Below are 19850 nucleotides of genomic sequence, written 5' to 3' on the forward strand. Positions count from 1 at the left end.
GGCGGCCCTTCTGCGTGCCCCGGGGTAGTCCTGGGCGCTTGGTACAGTCCGGGCGCCTCCGCAGCCACTTGCTCGGCGCCTGTCCTCCCGGCAGAACGACGACGGCGTCACGCGGCGCAGAGTCTTGCGCGGGCACACGGCGGGCTGAGGCGGGTTCCCGCCGTCGGGCGCCCCGGCACCCCTCGAAGCCTGCTGCGCGTGGCGCCTTGGCCCGCCCTGCCGCTCCGCCCCCACTCCCCCGCACGCAAAAGACCCCCGTCCGGACTGGACGGGGGTCTTTTGCGTGTCGGTGGGAAGCGGCTTACAGCTTGCCGAATTCTTCCTTGGCCGGCTTGTAGGTGTTGTCATCCTGGTACTCGTAGATGCCGATGTAGGCTTCCGTGGGGTCGCCGGCGTCGGAGAACGACACGGGGCCGGACTGGCCGTCGTAGTCGATGTCCTTACCGTTGCGGAGCAGGGTGACGCAGGTGGGGAAGGTGTTGCACTTCTCGCCGCCTTCAGAGACTGCCTTGAGCTGGGCCGCGATGTCAGTGCCCTTGGTGCTCTTGGCGGCCTCGGCAGCCAGTGCGACCAGGTTCACGGCATCGTAGGACTCACCCGCGTAGCTGTAGTCCTTCAGCGCCGGGTCGATCGCCAGGAGCTGCTTCTTGAAGTCCTCCTTGGCGAAGGTGCCCGGGATGGTGCCCTGGGCGCCCTTGAGGGTTCCCGGCTGGAAGTCCTTGCTGTAGTCGGACATGTTGCCGTCCACCATGAAGATCTGGGTCGGCTTGACGCCCTTGCCCGTCATCAGCGGAACGATGCTCTTGGCCTGGTCGAAGGTGATCAGGGCAATGGCGTCCGGCTTGGCGGCCAGAACCTTGTCCACCTGGCTGCTGAACTGGGAATCGCCCTCATTGAAGAGCTCCTGGGCAACAACCTTGCCGCCGGCTGCCTCGAAAGCGGCCTGGACGTTCTTTGCAAGGCCGGTTCCGTAGGCGTCGTTCAGGACGATCATGCCGACCGTCTGGGCGCCACAGGTGGCCATGTAGTTGCCGAGGACCTTGCCCTGGAGCACGTCCGAGGGGGCGGTGCGCCAGTAGAGGCCCTTGTCATCCCACGCGGTGAAGTCCGGCGAGGTGTTGGCCGGGGAGAACTGGACGACGCCTGCACCGGTGATCTGGTTGATCACGGTCTTTGAGACACCCGAGGAGGCGGCGCCGACGATGGCGCTGACGCCCTGTCCGAGCAGTGCCGTGGTGGACTGGGTGGCGATGTCGGTCTTGGTGTCGCCGGAGTCACGGTGGATGACCTCGACAGGCTTGCCCAGGACGCCGCCGGCGTCGTTGACCTCCTTGATGCCGAGGTTAACACCGGCAATTTCGGGCGGGCCGAGGAAGGCCAGCGAACCTGTCGTCGGCAGGAGCGAGCCGATCTTCAGGGGCGTGGGGGTGGTGGTGGCAGAAGCGGGCACGGTGCCCGTTTCGCCGGCAGCGCTGGTGCCGGCGCCGGTGGCGCTGGGTGCCGGGCACGCGATGCCCGCGGCCGCGGCTGAGCTGGATCCCGTCGAACTCGGGGCGGGTGAACCACCGCAAGCCGTAGCCAGAAGGGCGACGCCGAGGCTAAGCACTGTGAGCTTAGCGATGCGGGGCGCAACCTGGGGGAGTGAAGTCATGTACAAGCTCCTCGATCTAAAGGTGCGAACGGCCTTTGACGCGAAAGATCAGGTGTTCCTGATTCCACTTCAAGCTAGTGCAATTTCGACGTGAAAATAAGTGACTACGGTCACATCCTTATAACACTCGTTGCATAGAGGAAATCTGGAGGGTTACGCGGCGGTTTCTGGGCGGCGCGCAGCAAAGTGCCCCAGGTGGGACTCGAACCCACAACACGCGGATTTTAAGTCCGCTGCCTCTGCCAATTGGGCTACTGGGGCGCCCGGTCAATGGTATCCCGTCGCCGGACGGATCAGCCCGAAAAAGGGCCGGCGTAGCGGAAGGTGCCGCTGACGCCGCCGGGCCAGACGGCGAGCGGCAGCAGCTGGAAGTGCGCGCCCCAGCCGGCCTCCGGTGGTGCCACCCCGAGCGATGTGGACGGTACAAAGCCGAAGCGGGAGTAGTAGTCGGGGCTGCCCAGCAGCGCGATCCCCCGCTCCCCCGCGGCGTTGGCCCGCGCCACGGTTTCGTTCATGAGCGCGGTGCCGATGCCGTGGCGCTGCAGCCGGGGCACCACCCCGATCGGCCCGAGCCCGAGCAGCTCCAGTTCGCCCACCCAGCCGCGGGTACTGATCACGTGCCCCACGATTTCGCCGTTGAGTTCGGCAACGACGCTGAACTCGGGGAGGTATTCCTGGCTCTCGAACAGCTGGGCCAGCAGCTTCACCTCTTCGGGTTCGCCGTCCACGTGATGCCCCGTGACGGGTGAAATGGCAAACGCGGCGGCTGTCAGGGCGAGGATGGCCGGGCGGTCCGCCGGTTCCTCGCTGCGCAACACGAGGTCCGGTGCCGGCTTGTGCTCCCCATGGTCTGCGACCAGTTCGTGCAGAATCTCCAGAGCACGGTCGGCGTCGGCCACGGGGACCAGCAGGTGGTCATGGTGGAAGCCGGCCAGGACGTTGCAGCTGATCTTCGCCTCGGTCAGGGCGGCGCTGACGGCTGCCGTCAGGCCGATCGCCTCAAGCGACGAGTGCACCTGGAGCGTAATCCACGCTGCGACGAAGTCGTAGGAGAGCCCCAGGCTGTCTGCTTCGTCCCGCGGCAGCACAACGGTCAGCCCTTCCGCCTCGCGGACGGCAGCCGCGATTGCCCCGGCCAGGGGTCTGCCGTGCGGCCACAGGGCGTAGACGTAGTCGCCCTCGCGCAGTTCGGGGTGCATGGTGGCCAGGAGGGTGTGCAGGTCCTTTTCAGCTGTCATGGAGCCAGTCTAGGCGCGGGGCCCTGCGCACCTGCCCCTTCCCGGCGCCCCCGCGGCTTCCGGCAACGAAAACGGCGGCTGCTCCCCCGGAGGGGAACAGCCGCCGCCGAAAGCTCGGATCAGGCTACTTGGAGTCGGCCGGAACAGCTTCCTTGGTGTCGTTTTTGGCTTCAGGCTTGGCTTCGGCCTTGGCGGGTTCCGGAGCAGCGGCCGGCTTCGGGGCCGGCGTCGCTGCGGCCACGAAGGCGCCGCGCGGGTTGTCCAGGTCCATCAGCTGCGTGGTGTCGCGGCCCAGGAAGAAGGCCCACAGCCAGCCGGAGATCACGCGGATCTTGCGCTCCACGGTGGGGATGGCCATGCCGTGGTAGCCACGGTGTGCCAGCCAGGCCAGCGGGCCCTTGAGGCCGATGCGGCCAACCAGGTTGATGTTGGCCACGCCCTTCCATTCGCCGAAGCCGGCGACGGCGCCGAGGTTCTTGTGCTTGTAGTCCTTGAGCGGCTTGTCCCAGCGGGAGGCCCACAGGTTCTTGGCCAGGCGCTTGGACTGGCGCAGGGCGTGCTGGGCGTTCGGCACGCAGGTGCCGTCCGGCAGGCCGCTGCCCGTGAGGTCGGGGACGGCAGCGACATCGCCGGCAGCCCAGGCGTTGTCGATGATGCCCTCGTCGCCTGCGATGCGCAGGTCGGCCAGGACGCGGACGCGGCCGCGCGGCTCGAGCGGGAAGTCGGTGGAGCGGACCATCGGGTTAGCCTGCACGCCGGCAGTCCAGACCAGGGTGTCAGTCTCGAATTCCTGGGCCGGGCTCTTGTCCGGGAGGTTGATGAGCTTCAGGGAACCCTCGGCGTTGTCGAGGGAGGTGTTCAGCAGGACCTCGATGCCGCGGCTGCGGAGGTGTTCGACCACCCATACGGCCTGCGGTGCCGTGACCTCGGGCATGATGCGGCCCATGGCCTCGACCAGGACGAAGCGGACTTCCTCCTGCTTGACGCGCGGGTTGTTCTTGACCGCGGCGCGGGCGAGGTCTTCCATTTCGGTGATGCACTCGATGCCGGCGAAGCCGCCGCCGACGACGACGAACGTCAGGGCGCGGGCGCGCTCAACGGGGTCCGTCATGAGGGAGCCGGTCTCGATGCGCTCGAGAACCTTGTTGCGCAGGGCGACAGCCTCTTCGATGGTCTTCAGGCCGATGCCCTTTTCCGCGAGGCCCTTGATGGGGAACGTGCGGGTGATGGCGCCGGCGGCCAGGACGACGTCGAAGTACGGCACCTCGAAGGTGTCGCCGCCGTCGGAGGGTGCGACCACTGCCGTGCGGTTGGCGTGGTCGATTGAGGTGACGCGGCCCTGGATGAGCTCCGTCTGCTTCAGGTGCTGGCGGTGCGAGACGACTGCGTGGCGCGCCTCGATGTTGCCGCCGGCAACTTCCGGCAGGAAGGGCTGGTAGGTCATGTAGGGCAGCGGATCCACGAGGGTGACAATGCCACCAGCATTCGCGATCTTTTTCTGAAGTTTAAGGGCTACATACAGGCCGACGTACCCGCCGCCGACGACGAGTACCCGGGGACGGTCCTGGAGCTGAAGGGAGGATGCCATGCGTCAAGAATACAGTAGTTTGTGAAAACCTTCACTAACTACGACGGGTTGCTGGAGTCCACCGGGTTGGCGGCCCCGGGTTCGGCCTTGGCCGGACCACCGGGCCCGCGCTTCGGCGGCGTTCGCATGGCGGCCCGCAACTGGACGGCAGCGGCCACTACGATTCCCACGAGCAGGCAGCCGAAGCCCAGGACGACGACGGCCGGCAGGGCGCTGTTCAGCTGGGACGGCTTCTCCGCGACCGGCACGGTCGCCTCGGGCAGGGTGGGGACAGCGCTGGAGGGCGCGGCCGCCGCCGCCGGTGCTGTCGTGGCGAGGTTTCCCCGCCGGTGGACGCGGATCCAGTCCGAAATCGACCCCAGCGGATTGACCTTGGTTTCCGGGACATCGGCCTTGAGGGCGGCCTCGGCGTTCAGCACCCCGAAGCCGTAAAGCGGATCCTTCCCGGGCGCCCCGGCGTCCTTGGCCGTGCTCACGATCCTGTTGATGACCTGGCTCGCGGACATTTCGGGCCATTTGGAGCGGATCAGGGCAGCGACGCCGGAAACGATGGGTGTGGCCCCGGAGGTGCCCGCCCACTCGGCATAGCCGCCGCCGGGCATGCCGCCGGCCAGGTCCTCGGCGGGAGCGGCGACGCCGATGCTGATGCCCTGGGAGGAGGAGTCGATACTGGCCGCGCCGGCGCGGTCCAGACCGGCGACCGTCAGGACGCCGGGAATCGTGGCCGGCGCGCCGACCTGGACGTTGCCGCCCACGCGGTTGCCCGCGGCGGCGACGATCACGACGTCCTTCTGTTCGGCGTAGAGGAAGGCCGCGTCCCAGCTCTGCGGCCATTCCGGTGACGTGCTGCCGAGGGAGATGTTGATGACGCGGGCGCCGTTGTCGACCGCCCAGCGCACTGCCTCCGGGATCTGGTCCTGGTCGCTCTTGCCGCCCGGGTTGGCGGAACCCAGCCAGGTGGAAACGGACAGCAGCTGGGCTTCCGGGGCGACGCCGACGATCCCGTCCGGGCCAACTACAGCCCCGGGTGCGGCGCTGGCAGTTGGTTTGGCGGTCGCGTCGGGCGCCTGATGCCCGCGCCCGGCGAGCATGGTGGCCACTAAGGTGCCGTGTTCGGGTTTGGCCCCGATGCTCGCCTGGCCGTTGGGATTGCCGGCGCCGGAGATGTCGGTGCCGCCGGCAAGCACGCCAGCGAGGTCCAGATGCTGGCCGTCGATGCCGCTGTCAATCACGGCGACTTTGACGCCGGCTCCCTTGGATACGTCCCAGGCTTTGGTGATGCCGGACTCGGCGAGCCAGTATTCCTTATCCCGCCAGGAGTCGGCGTAGGCGGGCGCGGCCAAGGTCAGCGCCGCCGTAGACGCTCCGCCGGCAAGGGCCAAGGCCATCAACGCGGAGGCGGTCCGGCGGCGCCGGGCTGTTGCTCTGGTCATTCAGGTCCTATCGGCGGATGCACCAGCGGCAAGGCGCGCGCGGAGGCACAACTGCTGGGGCGGGATCATCGGATGCTGAGGGCAATTCCGTCAAGAATATCGTGTTCACTGCTCACGGCCGTGGTGATGCGCCCGCCCGTGACATCGGCCAGGCGTTGCAGGATCCGCCGCCAAACGAGGCCGCCGGCGCCGATCACATCCACCCGCCCTGGGTGCATGTACGGCAGCGCGGCCCGCTCCTCCCGGGTCATTTCGAGCAGCTCGGTGCATGCCTTCCGGACCGCGTCCAGGTCCAGTTCGGTGCCGTGGATCGCGGCCGGCGAATACTCCGGCAGGCGCAGCGCGTGCGCCGTGATGGTGGTGACGGAACCGGCCACGCCGACGACGACGGTGGCGCGTTCCAGCGGAACGGTCCGTGCCGCCTCGCTGATGGCGGCGTCGACGTCGGCCTCGGCCGCTGCGATCTGCTCCGGCGTGGGCGGATCGCTGCGCAGGTGCCGTTCGGTCATCCGGACGCAGCCGACGTCGACCGAGCGGGCGGCGATGACGCCGCCGGCGTCGCCCAGCACAAACTCCGTGCTTCCGCCGCCGAGGTCGACCACCAGCACGGGGTCCTCCCCGCGGGAGGGCAGGACGCTGCTGGCGCCGGCGAAGGACAGCGCGGCTTCCTCGTCTCCGGTGATCACCTCGGGCTCGACGCCGAGGATGGCGCGGATGCCGTCGACGAAGACCTGCCGGTTGCTGGCATCGCGGGTGGCGGAGGTGGCCACGAAGCGCACTTTGGCTGCGCCGTGCTCGCGGATGAGGGCGGCGTAGTCCCGGGTCGCGGCGAAGGTGCGCTCAAGCGCTTCCTGGGCCAGTTCACCCGTAGAGTCCACGCCCTGGCCCAGCCGGACCACGCGCATTTCCCGCACGATGTCGGTCAGCCGCGGTGTGGGCTGCCCGGTTGCGCCGCCTGCGCCAGCATCTGGGTTCGCATCTGCGTTCGCATCTGCGATGAGTAGGCGGATCGAGTTGGTGCCGCAGTCGATGGCCGCGACCCGGGTCATCTGGACTCCCCCGTGCCGGCGGCGCCGGCATTCTCAGCAGCGCCGGCGTCGGCGGCGCCGCGGGACTTGCGGACCGGCGCGGGCCGGCCCACGATCTCCGGCAGGCCTTGCGGACCATGGCGGCTGAGGTCCCGGGACGGGGCCTCGCCGCCGGTGTCCCAGGCGCCGTCGCAGTAGCAGCGGTCCACGGTCCACCATTCGGCGATGGCGGCGATCGACTCGTCCCCGAGCGGGTTCACTCCCGGGCCCGCGGCCAGCGAGTGCCCCACGAGGACGTGAAGGCATTTGACGCGCGTCGGCATTCCGCCGGCCGAGACGCCGTCGATTTCCGGAACGGCACCGATGCCGGAGCGCGCGCCGATCTCGGCACGGGAGACCAGGTATGCCTCGTGGGCGGCACGGTACCGGTCCGCGAGCCCGGTGTCCGCGGCGAGCCGGTCGTTCATTTCGTTCATCAGCCCGGCGGCCTCCAGCCGCGATACCGCCGAGGTGATCACCGGGTGCGTGAGGTAGAACGTGGTGGGGAACGGCGTACCGTTGCTGAGCCGCGGCGAGGTGGCAGCCACGAGCGGGTTACCGCAGACGCAGCGGGCCGGGATTTCGACGACGTCGCGCACGGGCCGGCCCAGCTGGCGGCTCAGGACCTCGAGGTCGTGCGGCGACGGCACGCGGGAGGCCTCCGGGACGCTTGCCCTGTGCCGTGGCGCCGACGTCGGGGCGCCGTCGTTCTCGTCCGTTCGGTTCTGGTCCACTCGGTTCTCGTCCACGGGAGTGGCACCTTCCTGCCCTGTTCCGGATTGTCCGCGGGACAATCCCGGCGGCGGGCGCCGCTTCTAGTCTGTTGCCGATCGCCTGATGGACTCCCAGAGGGAGTCCACCCACGGCAGGTTGGCCGGGTCTTGTGCTGATGCTGCACCCGCCGTGCCACTGGACTGTGCGGCAGGAAGATCGCTGCCGAATACCCAGTAGCCCGTCTCTCCGGGCATAACCATGTTAATGCGGTCGCGGGCCTGCTGTTTCACGTAGTTGGGATCCTGCCACCGCGAAACCTGGCGTTTGAGGTCCTCCTGCTTGGTTTGCTTGGCCGCGATGTCGGCCTGCAGCGCCGCGATTTCGGCGCGTTTGTCGAGGAAGATCTTGACCGTGGGGGCCAGCAGGATGGTGATGGCAATCATCACGACGCCGAGCGCAAGCAGCCGGCCCGAGAACGCCTTGGCGGGCACCGGGTCGAGGGATTCGTCCGCACCCCCTGCGGCTGTCCGGCCCGTGGCCTTGCCGCCAGCCTTCCCGGGTGCCGGCCGGGTTGCCGGTTTCGCGGCGGATGCTGCTGGTGTTGTTCCAGGTGCTGCTGCAGGCCGGCGTTTGCCGGCGGCGGGAGCTGCGGCGCCGGAACCGTTGGCGGCTGCCTTGCCCGCTGCGGGGGCAGCCGCACGTGGAGAGGCAGGCGAAGCGCCGGAGGGCGCGGCCGGCGTCGGAGCGGCGCTGCGGGAGCCGCCAAAGTCCGCCTGGATGACTTCGCCGCCGTCGTCTGCCGCCCCCAAGCCTGTGCCCGCGGGTTTGGCGGCCGCAGGCGTAGCCCGGGGAACATTGGGGCGTCGGGTAGCCATGTCACTCCTTCAAAAGCGGACCAAAAACAGAACCGGTGGCCATGGTCTTTCAACCATAGCCACCGGTTACCGGTTTTCGCGGCTAACTAGCCCTTGAAACGCGGGAAGGCGCTGCGTCCGGCGTACCGTGCGGCGTCGTCGAGTTCCTCTTCGATGCGCAGCAGCTGGTTGTACTTGGCAACGCGCTCGGAGCGGGCCGGGGCACCGGTCTTGATCTGTCCCGCGTTGGTGGCAACGGAGATGTCAGCAATGGTGGTGTCCTCGGTTTCGCCGGAGCGGTGCGAGGTGATGGTGGTGTAACCGGCGCGCTGGGCCAGTGACACGGCGTCCAGCGTCTCGGTCAGGGAGCCGATCTGGTTGACCTTGACGAGCAGCGAGTTCGCGGTCTTGGTGTCGATGCCGCGCTGCAGGATCGCCGGGTTGGTGACGAAGAGGTCATCGCCCACGAGCTGGACCTTGTCGCCGATGGAGTCGGTGAGGGTCTTCCAGCCTTCCCAGTCGTTCTCGTCCAGCGGGTCCTCGATGGAAACCAGCGGGTAGTCGGCCACGAGCTCGGCGTAGTAGGCGCTCATCTCGGTGGCGGAAAGTGCCTTGCCTTCGAACTGGTAGGCGCCGTCCTTGAAGAACTCGGAGGAGGCGACGTCCAGGGCCAGGGCGATGTCCTTGCCCGGGGTGTAGCCGGCGTTCTTGATGGCTTCCTGGATCAGGTCCAGTGCGGCACGGTTGGACGGCAGGTTCGGCGCGAAGCCGCCCTCATCGCCCAGGCCGGTGGACAGGCCCTTGGCCTGCAGGACGGACTTGAGGTTGTGGTAGACCTCGACACCCCAGCGCAGGCCCTCGGAGAAGGTCTCGGCGCCGATCGGGACAATCATGAATTCCTGGATGTCCACGTCGGAGTCGGCGTGCGAGCCGCCGTTGAGGATATTCATCAGCGGCACGGGCAGGACGTGCGCGTTGGGGCCGCCGAGGTACTTGTACAGCGGCAGGTCTGCGGAGGCGGCCGCAGCGTTGGCCACGGCCAGGGAGACACCCAGGATGGCGTTGGCGCCGAGCTTGCCCTTGTTGGCGGTGCCATCGAGGTCGATCATGGCCTGGTCGATGCTGCGCTGGTCAGTCGCATCGAAACCGGTCAGGGCCGGGGCGATCTGGTCGATGACCGCGTCGACCGCCTTCTGGACGCCCTTGCCGAGGTAGCGGCCCTTGTCGCCGTCACGGAGTTCTACGGCCTCGTGCTCGCCGGTGGAAGCGCCGGAGGGAACTGCTGCGCGGCCGATCTGGCCGTCCGAGAGCAGTACTTCAACTTCTACGGTCGGGTTGCCACGGGAATCGAGGATCTCGCGGGCGTGGATGGCATCGATAAGCGCCATGGATATGCTCCTTTGGGTGAAGCGATCTGCAGGGAATCTGACTGCTTGGACTCTGGCTGTACACCAAGTATGAAAAGCCGACGTCGTCGTCGCTACTAGCGTAGTCGAGAGTGGCGGAGGTTACGGAAACCTATCCAAACCCCGGACGTCATGATGCCGGCGCTATGGTGCCGGCGCTGCTGTGCCTACGGCCTTGAGCCGTTGCTGTCCTGGAAACGGCGGAGGGCTCCGCGGAGGGCGCGCTCGGCGTCGAGCCCGCCGGCCCGGGCACCCGCCACGATCCCGAACAGCAGGTCGCCGAGTTCCGTCTCGGTGGCCGGGATCTCGACGGCGGCGCCGCCCGTGTCCGCCGCCAGGTTCGCGCGTTCGGCCCGGTCCAGGAGCTTTTGGGCCCGGGCAAGGGCCGGCAGCGCGGCGGGAACGCCGTCGAAGACGTGGCCGTGTTCGGGTTTCTCGGCCTTCTTGACGGCATCCCATTTCAGGACGATCTCCTCCACCGTTGCCGGGAAGGAATCCTGCAGCGAGCCGTCGGGCCTGAAGACGTGCGGGTTGCGCCGGATCATCTTGGCCATCAGTGCGCGGGCGACGTCGTCGAGGTCAAAGGCGCCGCGTTCCTCGGCGAGCCGGGCGTGCAGGACCACCTGAAGCAGCACATCGCCCAGCTCGGACTTCAGTTCGGCGTCGCCGCCGGCCGTCTCGATGGTCTCCGCGACCTCATAGGCCTCCTCCAGGAGGTACTCCACAAGGGATTCGTGGGTAAGGGCACCCATCCAGGGGCAGTGGGCGCGCAGCTCGCTAATGCAATCGACCAGCGCGCCCACGGCGTTGTCCTCGTTAGCCAAGGTCGGCGTAGGCCTCGTTGATGTATTCCACCAGTGCTTCCTTCTCCTCGAGCGGGAGGAAGGCGGCCTCGGCTGCGTTCAGCGTCAGTTCCAGCAGGTCGTCGAGGTCGTAATCGAACGTCTCCACGAGGAGCTCGAACTCGTCGGTCAGCGTGACGCCGCTCATGAGCCGGTTGTCGGTGTTGATGGTGACGTTGAAGCCCAGCTGGTAGAGCATGTCCAGCGGGTGGCTTTCGATGCCCTCGCCGAAGCCGGCGATGGCGCCGGTCTGCAGGTTCGAGGACGGGCAGATTTCCAGGGCGATGCCGCGGTCGCGGACCCAGCTGGCGAGCTCGCCCAGGGTCACCATGCCGATGGTGTCGTTGACTTCGTCGCCCCCGGCGTCTTCGTCCTCTTCGAATTCGATCGTGACGTCTTCAGCGATCCGCACGCCGTGGCCCAGGCGCAGGGCCCGGCCGTCGACAAGCGCCGACTGGATGCTTTCCAGGCCGGCTGCTTCGCCGGCGTGGACGGTGGCCGGGAAGTTGTGCTGGGCCAGGTAGGTGAAGGCGTCCTTGAAACGGGACGGCAGGAAGCCGTCCTCGGCACCGGCGATATCGAAGCCGACGGCGCCGTTGTTGCGGTGGCGGACAGCCAGTTCGGCGATCTCCTGGCCGCGGTCGGCGTGGCGCATGGCGGTGATGAGCTGGCCCACCTGGATGTCACGGCCGGTCTCGGCCACGGCGTCCACGCCGGCTTCGAGACCTGCCTGCACGGCTTCGACCACTTCGTCCAGGTTCAGGCCCTTCTGCAGGTGCTGTTCGGGGGCCCAGCGCACTTCGCCGTACACGACGCCGTCGTCGGCCAGGTCTTCGACGAATTCCTTCGCGACGCGGAACAGGCCTTCCTTGGTCTGCATCACGGCGATGGTGTGGTCGAAGGTCTCGAGGTAACGGACCAGGGAGCCGGAGTCGGCGGATTCGCGGAACCACTCCCCCAGGGCGACGGGGTCCGTGGAGGGCAGCGTGTGGCCGGCGGCCTCCGCGAGTTCAATGATGGTGGCCGGGCGGAGTCCGCCATCCAAGTGGTCGTGAAGGGAAACCTTGGGAAGGCCCTTCAGGTCGAATTCGAGGTCAGGGGCAGCGTCAGGAATAGTCTCAGTCACGTTCCAACCATAGGGTCGGAGCGCGCGGGACGCTACTTTCTGGTGGCCTCGGCATCCCCGGAGGCGGTCATCGGTGCAGGAACGGCGGAGGCGGGTTCGTGTGTGGGCCCGCCGTCGAGCCATTCGTCCACGACCTCGGCGTCGTGGCGGCCGAGGCGCTTGTGCCACCAGCGCAGGAGATGGTCAATGAGGACACCGAGGACGATCGCGAACACCACCGCGATCCCCGCGCTAAGCAGCGGGTTGTGATGCAGCCACGGGAAGGAACTGGCCAGGACGCCGATGCCGATCGAGTAGGCCACCCACGTCAAGCACGCGAAGGCGTCCAGGAGGAAGAATCTCCGGTGCGGGAACGCCGTCGTGCCCGCCACGTAGTTGACGGCGACACGGCCCCACGGGATGTACCGGGCCGTGAAAATCAGGACGGCGCCGCGCTTTTCGAGTTCGTAGTGTGCCCAGCCGAAGACCTTTTGGACCTTCGGTTTGCGCATCCAGCGGAACCGCTCGAGGCCAATTTTGCGGCCGAGCATGTATGCCATGTTGTCGCCGGCGATGGCCCCAACCAGCGCTGTGAGGCCGAGAATCCACAGATTGGGCTGGCCGCTGTGCACGGAATACGCCGCAAGGGCAACGATGAGGGTCTCGCTGGGGACCACCATCGCGAAGCCGTCCACGAAGAAGAAAACCAGCAGGAGGGGGTAGATCCACCACTGGCCAGCGGCATGGAGCACGGCCTCGTTAATGAACTCCATGCGGGCGGTGCTCCTTGATGACTGGGAACGGACAACTAAGCCGTACCGTACATGCGATGACAGTGGGTGGAACCTTGGACGGAACCTTGGACGAAGGGCGGCCAACAAACGTGACGCAAATCGCTCCTAAGTGTCCCATGGGCGGGGCCAATCCGCCTAGGACTCGGCGGGTGGAACGGAACGCGTCGATTGCTCCGGGGTACGGCCGCGCACCTTACTGATCACGCGGTCCAGGACGATGCCCAGAACGATGGCGCAGATGATCGCCATGGCCGCGCCCAGCACGTGGTTTTTCTCAAACCAGGGGCCAACAAACAGGCCGATCCCCACCGAATAGACGGCCCACAGCAGCGCCGAGAGGATCGTCAGGCTGACGAATCTGCTCCGCGGGTAGTGCGTGGCGCCGGCGGTCAGGTTGACGGCCACCCGTCCGATCGGGACGAAGCGCGCCACGAGGATCAGTGAGGCAGGCCGTTTCCGCAGTTCCCGTCCGGCCCAGCGGAAGGCCGCCTGCGTGCGGGGGCCGCGCATCCATGCCCAGCGCCGGGTTCCTACGCGGCGGCCGAGCACGTAAGCGATGTTGTCGCCCAGGAATGCACCGGCGGCGGCCGTGGCGATCAGGAGCGCCGGATTGGGAACATCGGCCGTGGCGGCAACTGCAGCCAGGCCCACCACCACCGACTCGCTCGGGATCGGCGGAAAGAAGCCGTCGATCACGCAGCAGGCGAAAACCAGGACGAGGACCCAGGGTTGCCCTGCAGCGGCGAGGATGAAGTCGTTGATTGCCTGCACAGCTTCCTAACGCGCGGCGGGGCCAGATAGATCCACAGTGTACCGGCCGGGTCAGCGGTTGCCCTATCACTTATGGCGGCTTTGCCGGGGGTTTGGGGACCATAAGTGATAGGGCAACGGGGTTAGGCGATGCGGTCGATGATGAGCTTCTGGGCCGGCCGGGAGCCCTCGGGTGCGATCACGGCGGCGTGTTCGAGCGCTTCCTTGGCGCGCTCGAACTTCTCCGGGGTGTCCGTCAGGAGGGTCATGAGCGGTTCGCCCGCCCTGACCGTGGCGCCGGGCTTGGCGTGCATCCGCACCCCGGCCCCGGCCTGGACCCGGTCCTCCTTGCGGGCGCGTCCGGCGCCGAGCCGCCAGGCCGCGACGCCGACGGCCATCGCGTCGAGCTCCACCAGGACGCCGTCGGCCGGAGCGTAGATGACCTCGGATTCCTTGGCGACCGGGAGCTTGGCGCGCGGGTCCCCGCCCTGCGCCTCGATCATCCGGTTCCAGACATCCATGGCCCGGCCGTCCCGGAGTGCGGCCCGGGGATCGGCGTCGCGGACGCCGGCGCACGCCAGCATTTCCTCCGCGAGCCGGACGGTGAGTTCGACGACGTCGTCCGGGCCTCCCCCGGCGAGGACCTCGACGGATTCCTGAACCTCGATCGCGTTGCCCGCGGTGAGGCCCAGGGGGGTGTTCATGTTGGTGAGCAGGGCCACCGTGTTGACGCCTGCGTCCTTGCCCAGGGCCACCATGGTCTCGGCCAGTTCGCGGGCGCGGGCCTCGTCCTTCATGAACGCGCCGCTGCCCACCTTGACGTCGAGCACCAGCGAGCCGGTGCCTTCGGCAATCTTCTTGCTCATGATCGAGGAGGCGATCAGCGGGATGGCCTCCACGGTCCCGGTGACGTCGCGGAGCGCGTAGAGCTTCTTGTCCGCCGGGGCCAGTCCCGCGCCGGCCGCGCAGATGACCGCGCCGACGTCCTGGAGCTGGGCCATCATTTCCTCATTGCTCAGGGCCGCCCGCCAGCCCGGGATGGCCTCGAGCTTGTCCAAAGTGCCGCCTGTGTGGCCGAGGCCGCGGCCCGAGAGCTGCGGCACTGCCACGCCGAAGACCGCTACCAGGGGCGCCAGCGGCAGGGTGATCTTGTCCCCGACGCCGCCCGTGGAGTGCTTGTCCGACGTCGCCTTTACGCCGCCGTCGGGCCTGCGCAGGCCGGAGAAGTCCATCCGCTCCCCGGAGGCGATCATGGCCGCCGTCCAGCGGGAGATCTCGGCCCGGTCCATGCCGTTGAGCAGGATGGCCATGTTCAGGGCGGCCATCTGTTCGTCGGCGATGGCGCCGCGGGTGTACGCGTCGATCGTCCAGTCGATCTGGGCCGGGCTGAGCACGCCCTTGTCCCGCTTGATGCGGATGATGTCGACGGCGTCGAACGCTTCGGTGTTGCTGGTGCTCTGAGTCGCTTGTGTCACCGGGGTTCCTCCAGGTGTTGGGGGCCAAAGGCATCGGGAAGGACCTGGTCCATGGTCTTGATTCCCTGCGTGGTCATGAGCTCCATATCCGGAGCCCGGAATTCGTAGAGCAGCTGGCGGCAGCGCCCGCACGGCATGAGGACGTTCCCGCCGGCGTCCACGCAGTAGAAGGCACGGAGCCGTCCCCCGCCGGTCATCTGCAGGTTGCCCACCAGGGCGCACTCGGCGCACAGGGTCAGCCCGTAGCTGGCGTTCTCGACGTTGCAGCCGCTGACGATCCGCCCGTCCCCGGTGAGGGCCGCGGCCCCCACCGGAAACTTCGAATACGGCGCGTAGGCGTTCTTCATGGCGGACACTGCCGCGGCTTCGAGCGCTGCCCAGTCGACGTCGGTGCTGTCCATTCTCAGCCCTTGACGTAAGGTATGCCGTCGGCGGCCGGCGGCCGGGAGCGGCCCACGAGCCCGGCCACGGCAAACACGGTCACGACGTACGGCAGCATGGCCATGAACTGGCTCGGCACGGGCGTGCCGATGATCGTCACGATGCTTTGCAGGTTGTCTGCGAAGCCGAACAACAGCGCGGCGAAGAAGGCCCCGATCGGGTTCCAGCGGCCCAGGATCATGGCGGCGAGGGCAATGAAGCCGCGGCCGCCGGAGATTTCCTTGGTGAAGCTGTCGATCGCCACGAGGGTGAAGAACGATCCGCCGATTCCGGCGACGGCGCCGCCGATCGTGACGTTCCAGAAGCGGGTCGCGTTGACCTTGATGCCCAGGGTGTCAGCGGCCTGAGGGTGCTCGCCCACGGCCCGGACGCGCAGGCCCCACTTCGTCTTGAACAGCCCGATCCAGATCACAATGACGGCTATGTACATCAGGTAGCCCACCACGGACTGCTTGAACAGGATGGGCCCGATCACCGGGATGCCGGACAGGACCGGGATATCGATGTTGGGCAGCTCGCCGGGCGAGTTGTATTTCTCCGGGTCGGACTGCATCACGGTGCTGAACAGGAAGCCGGTAAGCCCGGAGACCAGGACGTTGAGCACGACGCCGACGATGATCTGGTTGACCACGTACTTGATGCTGAACAGCGCCAGCACCATGGAGACCAGGGCGCCCGCCACGGCCGCCGCAAGCAGGCCCAGGTAGGGGTTGTGCGTCAGGCTGGCGACGAGCGCGGCCGTGAAGGCACCGCCCAGGAGCTGGCCTTCGATGGCGATGTTAACGACGCCGGCACGTTCGCACAGCACACCTGAGAGGGAGCCGAAGACGATCGGCACGGCGAGCGTCACGGACCCGGCGATGAGGCCGGCCAGCGAAATGCTGGGGGTCCGGGCGCCGCCCACCACCCAGATCAGGAAGGCGACGACGAACACCACGGTGAACACGGCCGGCACCCAGCGCGGGGGCCGCTGGTTATTTCTTGCCTTCAGGACCAAGGCGTAGCCCGCGAGGCCCAGCAGGATCATGGAGAGCACGATGCCGCTGAGGAATGCGGGCACTTCGATCGCCGGGAGCTGGAAGAAGTCTCCGCCGGAGGAAACGCCGAACTTGGCATTCCCCTGCGGACCCAGCAGCCCGAAGAAGATGAAGGCGAGGGTGGCCAGTACCGACAGCGTCACCGGCAACTTCCAGGTCACGGGCTTGGCGGACACCGCCGGCCCGCCGTTCTTCTCCGGCTGGGGCTTTCCTTGGACGGGCGAGGTTGCTGTTGTGCTCATGCGGCACCTCCGGTGGTTGCGGCCTGCTTGGTTTTGCCGGCGGTCGCGGCCTTCTTCTTGCGCGGGTTGAGTCCGAAGATCGCCCGGACCAGGGGCGGCGCCGCGATGAACAGCACAATGAGCGACTGGACCACGAGGACGATGTCGATCGGAGTTCCGGTCTGGATCTGCATCTGGACGGCGCCTGCTCGGAAGGCTCCGAACAGCAGGCCGGCGGCAAAGGTGCCCCACGGCGACGAACGTCCCAGCAGCGCCACAGTGATCGCGTCAAAGCCGTAGGTTGCCGCGACACCATCGGTCAGGACCTTTTCGGTGCCGGCCACCTGCGCCACGCCGGCCAGGCCGGCCAGGCCGCCGGCGATGGTCATCACCAGGATGGTGGCCCGGGAGACGTTGATGCCGGCGGTCAGGGCTGCCTTGGGGTTGGCTCCGACGGCCCGGAACTCGAAACCGATCGTGGACCGGTTCAGCAGCCATGAGACAAACACGGTGGCCGCGATGGCCAGCAGGAAGCCCAGGTGCAGCCGGTACTGGCTGCCGAAGATCAGCGGGTACGCGGCGCTGGGGTCCACGATCGGCGATATCGGTGTGTCCGCCCCCGGGCGCTGGAACAAGTCCGTGTCCAGCAGGTAGCGCAGGAAATAGAGGGCGATGTAGTTGAACATGATGGTCACGATGACCTCGTGTGCACCCGTCCTGGCTTTGAGCACACCGACGATGCCGCCCCAGACGGCGCCGCCGATGACGCCGGCCACGAGCACCAGCAGCAGGTGCAGCCCGGTCGGCAGGTGCAGCGCGAAGCCGACCCACGAGGCGAGGATGCCGGCCATGATGATCTGGCCCTGCGCACCGATGTTGAACAGGCCCGCGCGGAAGGCCAGGGCGACGCCGAGGCCCGCCGTGATCAGTGGGGTGGCGATGGTCAGCGTCTCCATGAGGGGGGCGAACTGTCCGGCCGCTCCGGTCCCGCGGGGGTTATAGACCGCGCCCTGGAAGAGGGCGACGTAGGACTCGGTGGCGGCGGACCAGACGGCGGCGAGGAAGTCGCTGGGCCGGGCAAAGAAATAGCCGGCCGTGGTGCCGACCACCTTGTCCGTCATGGCGATCAGCAGACCGCCCAGGATCAGTGCCAGCAGCACCGCCAGGATGGTCACGATGCCGTTGCCGGTGAAGATCTTGCGCAGCACCGATTCCTCTTCCGGGGCGCCGGGAAGGGTTCCGCTCTGGGCCGAGACCGGGACGGCCGATGGCTGGTGGGCGCCGCCCGCGGTGTCCAGCGAGGTGACGAAGTCTGCATCGTCCTCGAGCGGCTCAGGCTCCACGGCGGTGGTCTGGGCGGCCGGAAGCCGGTCGGGGTCCGGTGCGGCGGCGGGCCGAGGCTCGGTGTTCTCACTCATGGGGGTCTCCTACGGCGCCGGAGCGGGGCTCCTGCACGGACGGGGCGGCGGGCGCCGGGTTCGTTGCTGGGGTTTCGGCCGGGTTTTCTGCCGGGTTTTCTGCTGCGTTCCCGGCCGGGTTTTCAGAGAGGGATGGAGCCGCGTGCTTGCCTGCGGCGTCGGCCTGGGCTTCGTCCGGGGAAACCCCGGCCATCATCAGGCCCAGGACGTCGCGCCCGGTGCCGGCCGGGACGATCCCGACCAGCCTGCCCTTGTACAGCACGGCGATCCGGTCGGCGAGTTCAATCACCTCGTCCAGTTCGGTGGAGACGATCATGACAGGCGTGCCGTGGTCCCGCTCCGCGACGATCCGCTTGTGCAGGAACTCGATGGAGCCCACGTCCACGCCGCGGGTGGGCTGGGAGGCGATGAACAGCCGCAGCGGCCGGGAGAGCTCCCGGGCCATGACGACCTTCTGCTGGTTGCCGCCCGAGAGGGTGCCGGCCGCGAGCATGCCGGACGGCGTGCGGACGTCGAATTCTTCGATCCGGGTCTTGGCGTTCTCCAGGACCTTGGCCGGGCTCATGCTGATGCCCTTGGCGAACGGCGCGCGGTCGTACCGGTCCAGGATCAGGTTCTCAGCGATGGAGAACGTGCCAATCAGCCCGTCGAGTGAACGGTCTTCCGGCACGAATCCGACGCCGGCATTGAGGACGTCCTTGACGCTGCTGCCCAGGAGTTCTTCACCGTCGAGGGTGATCGAGCCGTGGACCCTCTCCTGCAGGCCGAGGATGGCCTCGGTCAATTCGGTCTGGCCGTTGCCTTGGACGCCGGCGACGGCGAGGATCTCGCCGCGGGCGATCCCGAAGCTGATGCCGTCCACAACATGCTGGCCGCTGGGTGCGATGACGGTGAGGTCCTTGACCTCGAACGTGGTCTCCTGCGGATTGGCAGGAGCCTTGTCCAGGGTCAGGCTCACGGCCCGGCCCACCATCATGGACGCCAACTCGGTGGTCGAGGCGCCGGGATCGGCCGTGCCCACCACCTTGCCGCGCCGGATGACGGTGATGGTGTCCGAAACGGCTTTCACCTCGCGCAGCTTGTGGGAAATGAAGACGATGGAGGTGCCGTGGCTCTTGAGCTGGCGCATGATGTCCAGCAGCTCATCGGTGTCCTGCGGGGTCAGCACGGCCGTCGGCTCATCGAGGATGAGCACCTTGGCGTCGCGGACCAGTGCCTTGATGATTTCGACGCGCTGCTGCACGCCCACGGGGAGGTCTTCGATCAGCGCGTCGGGGTCGACGTCGAAGCCGTACCGGTCCGAGATCTCCCGGATCTTCCGGCGTGTGTCCTCGAGGTCCAGGAATCCGCCGGTTTTGGTGGTCTCCGCTCCCAGCGCGACATTCTCAGCGACGGTAAAGACCGGGACCAGCATGAAGTGCTGGTGCACCATGCCGATCCCGGCCGCCATCGCGTCGCCGGGGCCGCGGAAGGTGACCGGTTTGTCGTCGATCAGGATTTCGCCCTCTGTGGGCTCGTACAGTCCGTACAGGACGTTCATCAGCGTGGACTTGCCAGCGCCGTTCTCGCCGAGCAGACAGTGAATCTGCCCGGGTTCAACAACCACATCGATGTGATCGTTGGCTACCAGGGAGCCGAAGCGTTTTGTAATGCCCTTGAGTTCAAGTTTCAAAACTCTGACCAATCTCGAGATGTCCGGAAGGCTTGATCCGGACGCGTAGTGGGGGCTGCAGCACCAGCTTAGTGCCTGCGGTGTGAGGCGAGCGGGCCGCAACGAAAAGCGCCACAGCCCGTGCGGTGGTGACCGGACGGGCCG

At 67.6% G+C, this 19850-nt stretch carries 17 protein-coding genes and 1 tRNA gene; all 18 read right to left on the bottom strand.

Features of this window, described 5'->3' with window-relative positions:
• Window positions 1-301: 301 nt before the first annotated feature.
• The 18 genes from AC1D2F_RS08575 to AC1D2F_RS08660 all read right to left on the bottom strand — a co-directional run bounded on the left by AC1D2F_RS08575 (window position 302) and on the right by AC1D2F_RS08660 (window position 19706).
• A complete protein-coding gene (locus tag AC1D2F_RS08575) occupies window positions 302-1651 on the bottom strand; it encodes an ABC transporter substrate-binding protein (protein WP_229992889.1) in 1350 nt (449 codons plus the stop codon).
• 187 nt (window positions 1652-1838) lie between these two features.
• Window positions 1839-1912 (bottom strand) — tRNA-Leu (locus AC1D2F_RS08580).
• A gap of 32 nt (window positions 1913-1944) precedes the next feature.
• Window positions 1945-2889 carry an N-acetyltransferase gene (locus tag AC1D2F_RS08585; RefSeq protein WP_229992890.1) on the bottom strand — a complete coding sequence of 315 codons (945 nt, stop codon included), beginning with the start codon at window positions 2887-2889 and terminating at the stop codon, window positions 1945-1947.
• Window positions 2890-3013: 124 nt separating this feature from the next.
• Window positions 3014-4477, bottom strand: coding sequence for an NAD(P)/FAD-dependent oxidoreductase (locus AC1D2F_RS08590; protein WP_229992891.1), 1464 nt, complete (start codon window positions 4475-4477; stop codon window positions 3014-3016).
• Window positions 4478-4515: 38 nt separating this feature from the next.
• Window positions 4516-5910 carry a S8 family serine peptidase gene (locus AC1D2F_RS08595; protein ID WP_229992892.1) on the bottom strand — a complete coding sequence of 465 codons (1395 nt, stop codon included), beginning with the start codon at window positions 5908-5910 and terminating at the stop codon, window positions 4516-4518.
• A gap of 65 nt (window positions 5911-5975) precedes the next feature.
• The gene (locus AC1D2F_RS08600) at window positions 5976-6959 is read right to left on the bottom strand and encodes a Ppx/GppA phosphatase family protein (protein ID WP_229992893.1); all 984 of its coding nucleotides are present in this window, start codon (window positions 6957-6959) and stop codon (window positions 5976-5978) included.
• Window positions 6956-7627: a DUF501 domain-containing protein gene (locus tag AC1D2F_RS08605; RefSeq protein WP_229992935.1), complete on the bottom strand. Its 672-nt coding sequence runs from the start codon at window positions 7625-7627 to the stop codon at window positions 6956-6958. The genes AC1D2F_RS08600 and AC1D2F_RS08605 overlap by 4 nt, the downstream gene beginning before the upstream one ends.
• Before the next feature lie 165 nt (window positions 7628-7792).
• Complete coding sequence (locus tag AC1D2F_RS08610; RefSeq protein WP_229992894.1) at window positions 7793-8566, bottom strand: FtsB family cell division protein; 774 nt, start codon at window positions 8564-8566, stop codon at window positions 7793-7795.
• A gap of 86 nt (window positions 8567-8652) precedes the next feature.
• Entirely contained in the window at window positions 8653-9933 is a 1281-nt protein-coding gene (gene eno, locus AC1D2F_RS08615) for a phosphopyruvate hydratase (RefSeq protein WP_104172754.1), read from the bottom strand.
• Between the two features lie 185 nt (window positions 9934-10118).
• Window positions 10119-10703 (bottom strand): MazG nucleotide pyrophosphohydrolase domain-containing protein, encoded by a 585-nt coding sequence (locus AC1D2F_RS08620; protein ID WP_229992936.1) that lies wholly within the window; start codon window positions 10701-10703, stop codon window positions 10119-10121.
• A 64-nt stretch (window positions 10704-10767) separates the two neighbouring features.
• Entirely contained in the window at window positions 10768-11919 is a 1152-nt protein-coding gene (locus tag AC1D2F_RS08625) for an adenosine deaminase (RefSeq protein ID WP_229992895.1), read from the bottom strand.
• A gap of 32 nt (window positions 11920-11951) precedes the next feature.
• Entirely contained in the window at window positions 11952-12671 is a 720-nt protein-coding gene (locus AC1D2F_RS08630; RefSeq protein ID WP_229992896.1) for a DedA family protein, read from the bottom strand.
• A gap of 156 nt (window positions 12672-12827) precedes the next feature.
• Window positions 12828-13463, bottom strand: coding sequence for a DedA family protein (locus tag AC1D2F_RS08635; protein ID WP_229992897.1), 636 nt, complete (start codon window positions 13461-13463; stop codon window positions 12828-12830).
• 122 nt (window positions 13464-13585) lie between these two features.
• Window positions 13586-14917 carry a thymidine phosphorylase gene (locus AC1D2F_RS08640; RefSeq protein ID WP_364747207.1) on the bottom strand — a complete coding sequence of 444 codons (1332 nt, stop codon included), beginning with the start codon at window positions 14915-14917 and terminating at the stop codon, window positions 13586-13588.
• Window positions 14914-15318: a cytidine deaminase gene (locus tag AC1D2F_RS08645; protein ID WP_028277348.1), complete on the bottom strand. Its 405-nt coding sequence runs from the start codon at window positions 15316-15318 to the stop codon at window positions 14914-14916. Before AC1D2F_RS08645 ends, AC1D2F_RS08640 begins: the two co-directional genes overlap by 4 nt.
• Before the next feature lie 2 nt (window positions 15319-15320).
• Window positions 15321-16637, bottom strand: coding sequence for an ABC transporter permease (locus tag AC1D2F_RS08650; protein ID WP_229992900.1), 1317 nt, complete (start codon window positions 16635-16637; stop codon window positions 15321-15323).
• A complete protein-coding gene (locus AC1D2F_RS08655) occupies window positions 16634-18034 on the bottom strand; it encodes an ABC transporter permease (RefSeq protein ID WP_229992901.1) in 1401 nt (466 codons plus the stop codon). The genes AC1D2F_RS08650 and AC1D2F_RS08655 overlap by 4 nt, the downstream gene beginning before the upstream one ends.
• Window positions 18027-19706, bottom strand: a complete 1680-nt coding sequence (locus AC1D2F_RS08660; protein WP_229992902.1) for an ABC transporter ATP-binding protein — start codon at window positions 19704-19706, stop codon at window positions 18027-18029. Before AC1D2F_RS08660 ends, AC1D2F_RS08655 begins: the two co-directional genes overlap by 8 nt.
• Between the last annotated feature and the right edge of the window lie 144 nt (window positions 19707-19850).

It is taken from the genome of Arthrobacter sp. P1_B3, from assembly GCF_056406615.1.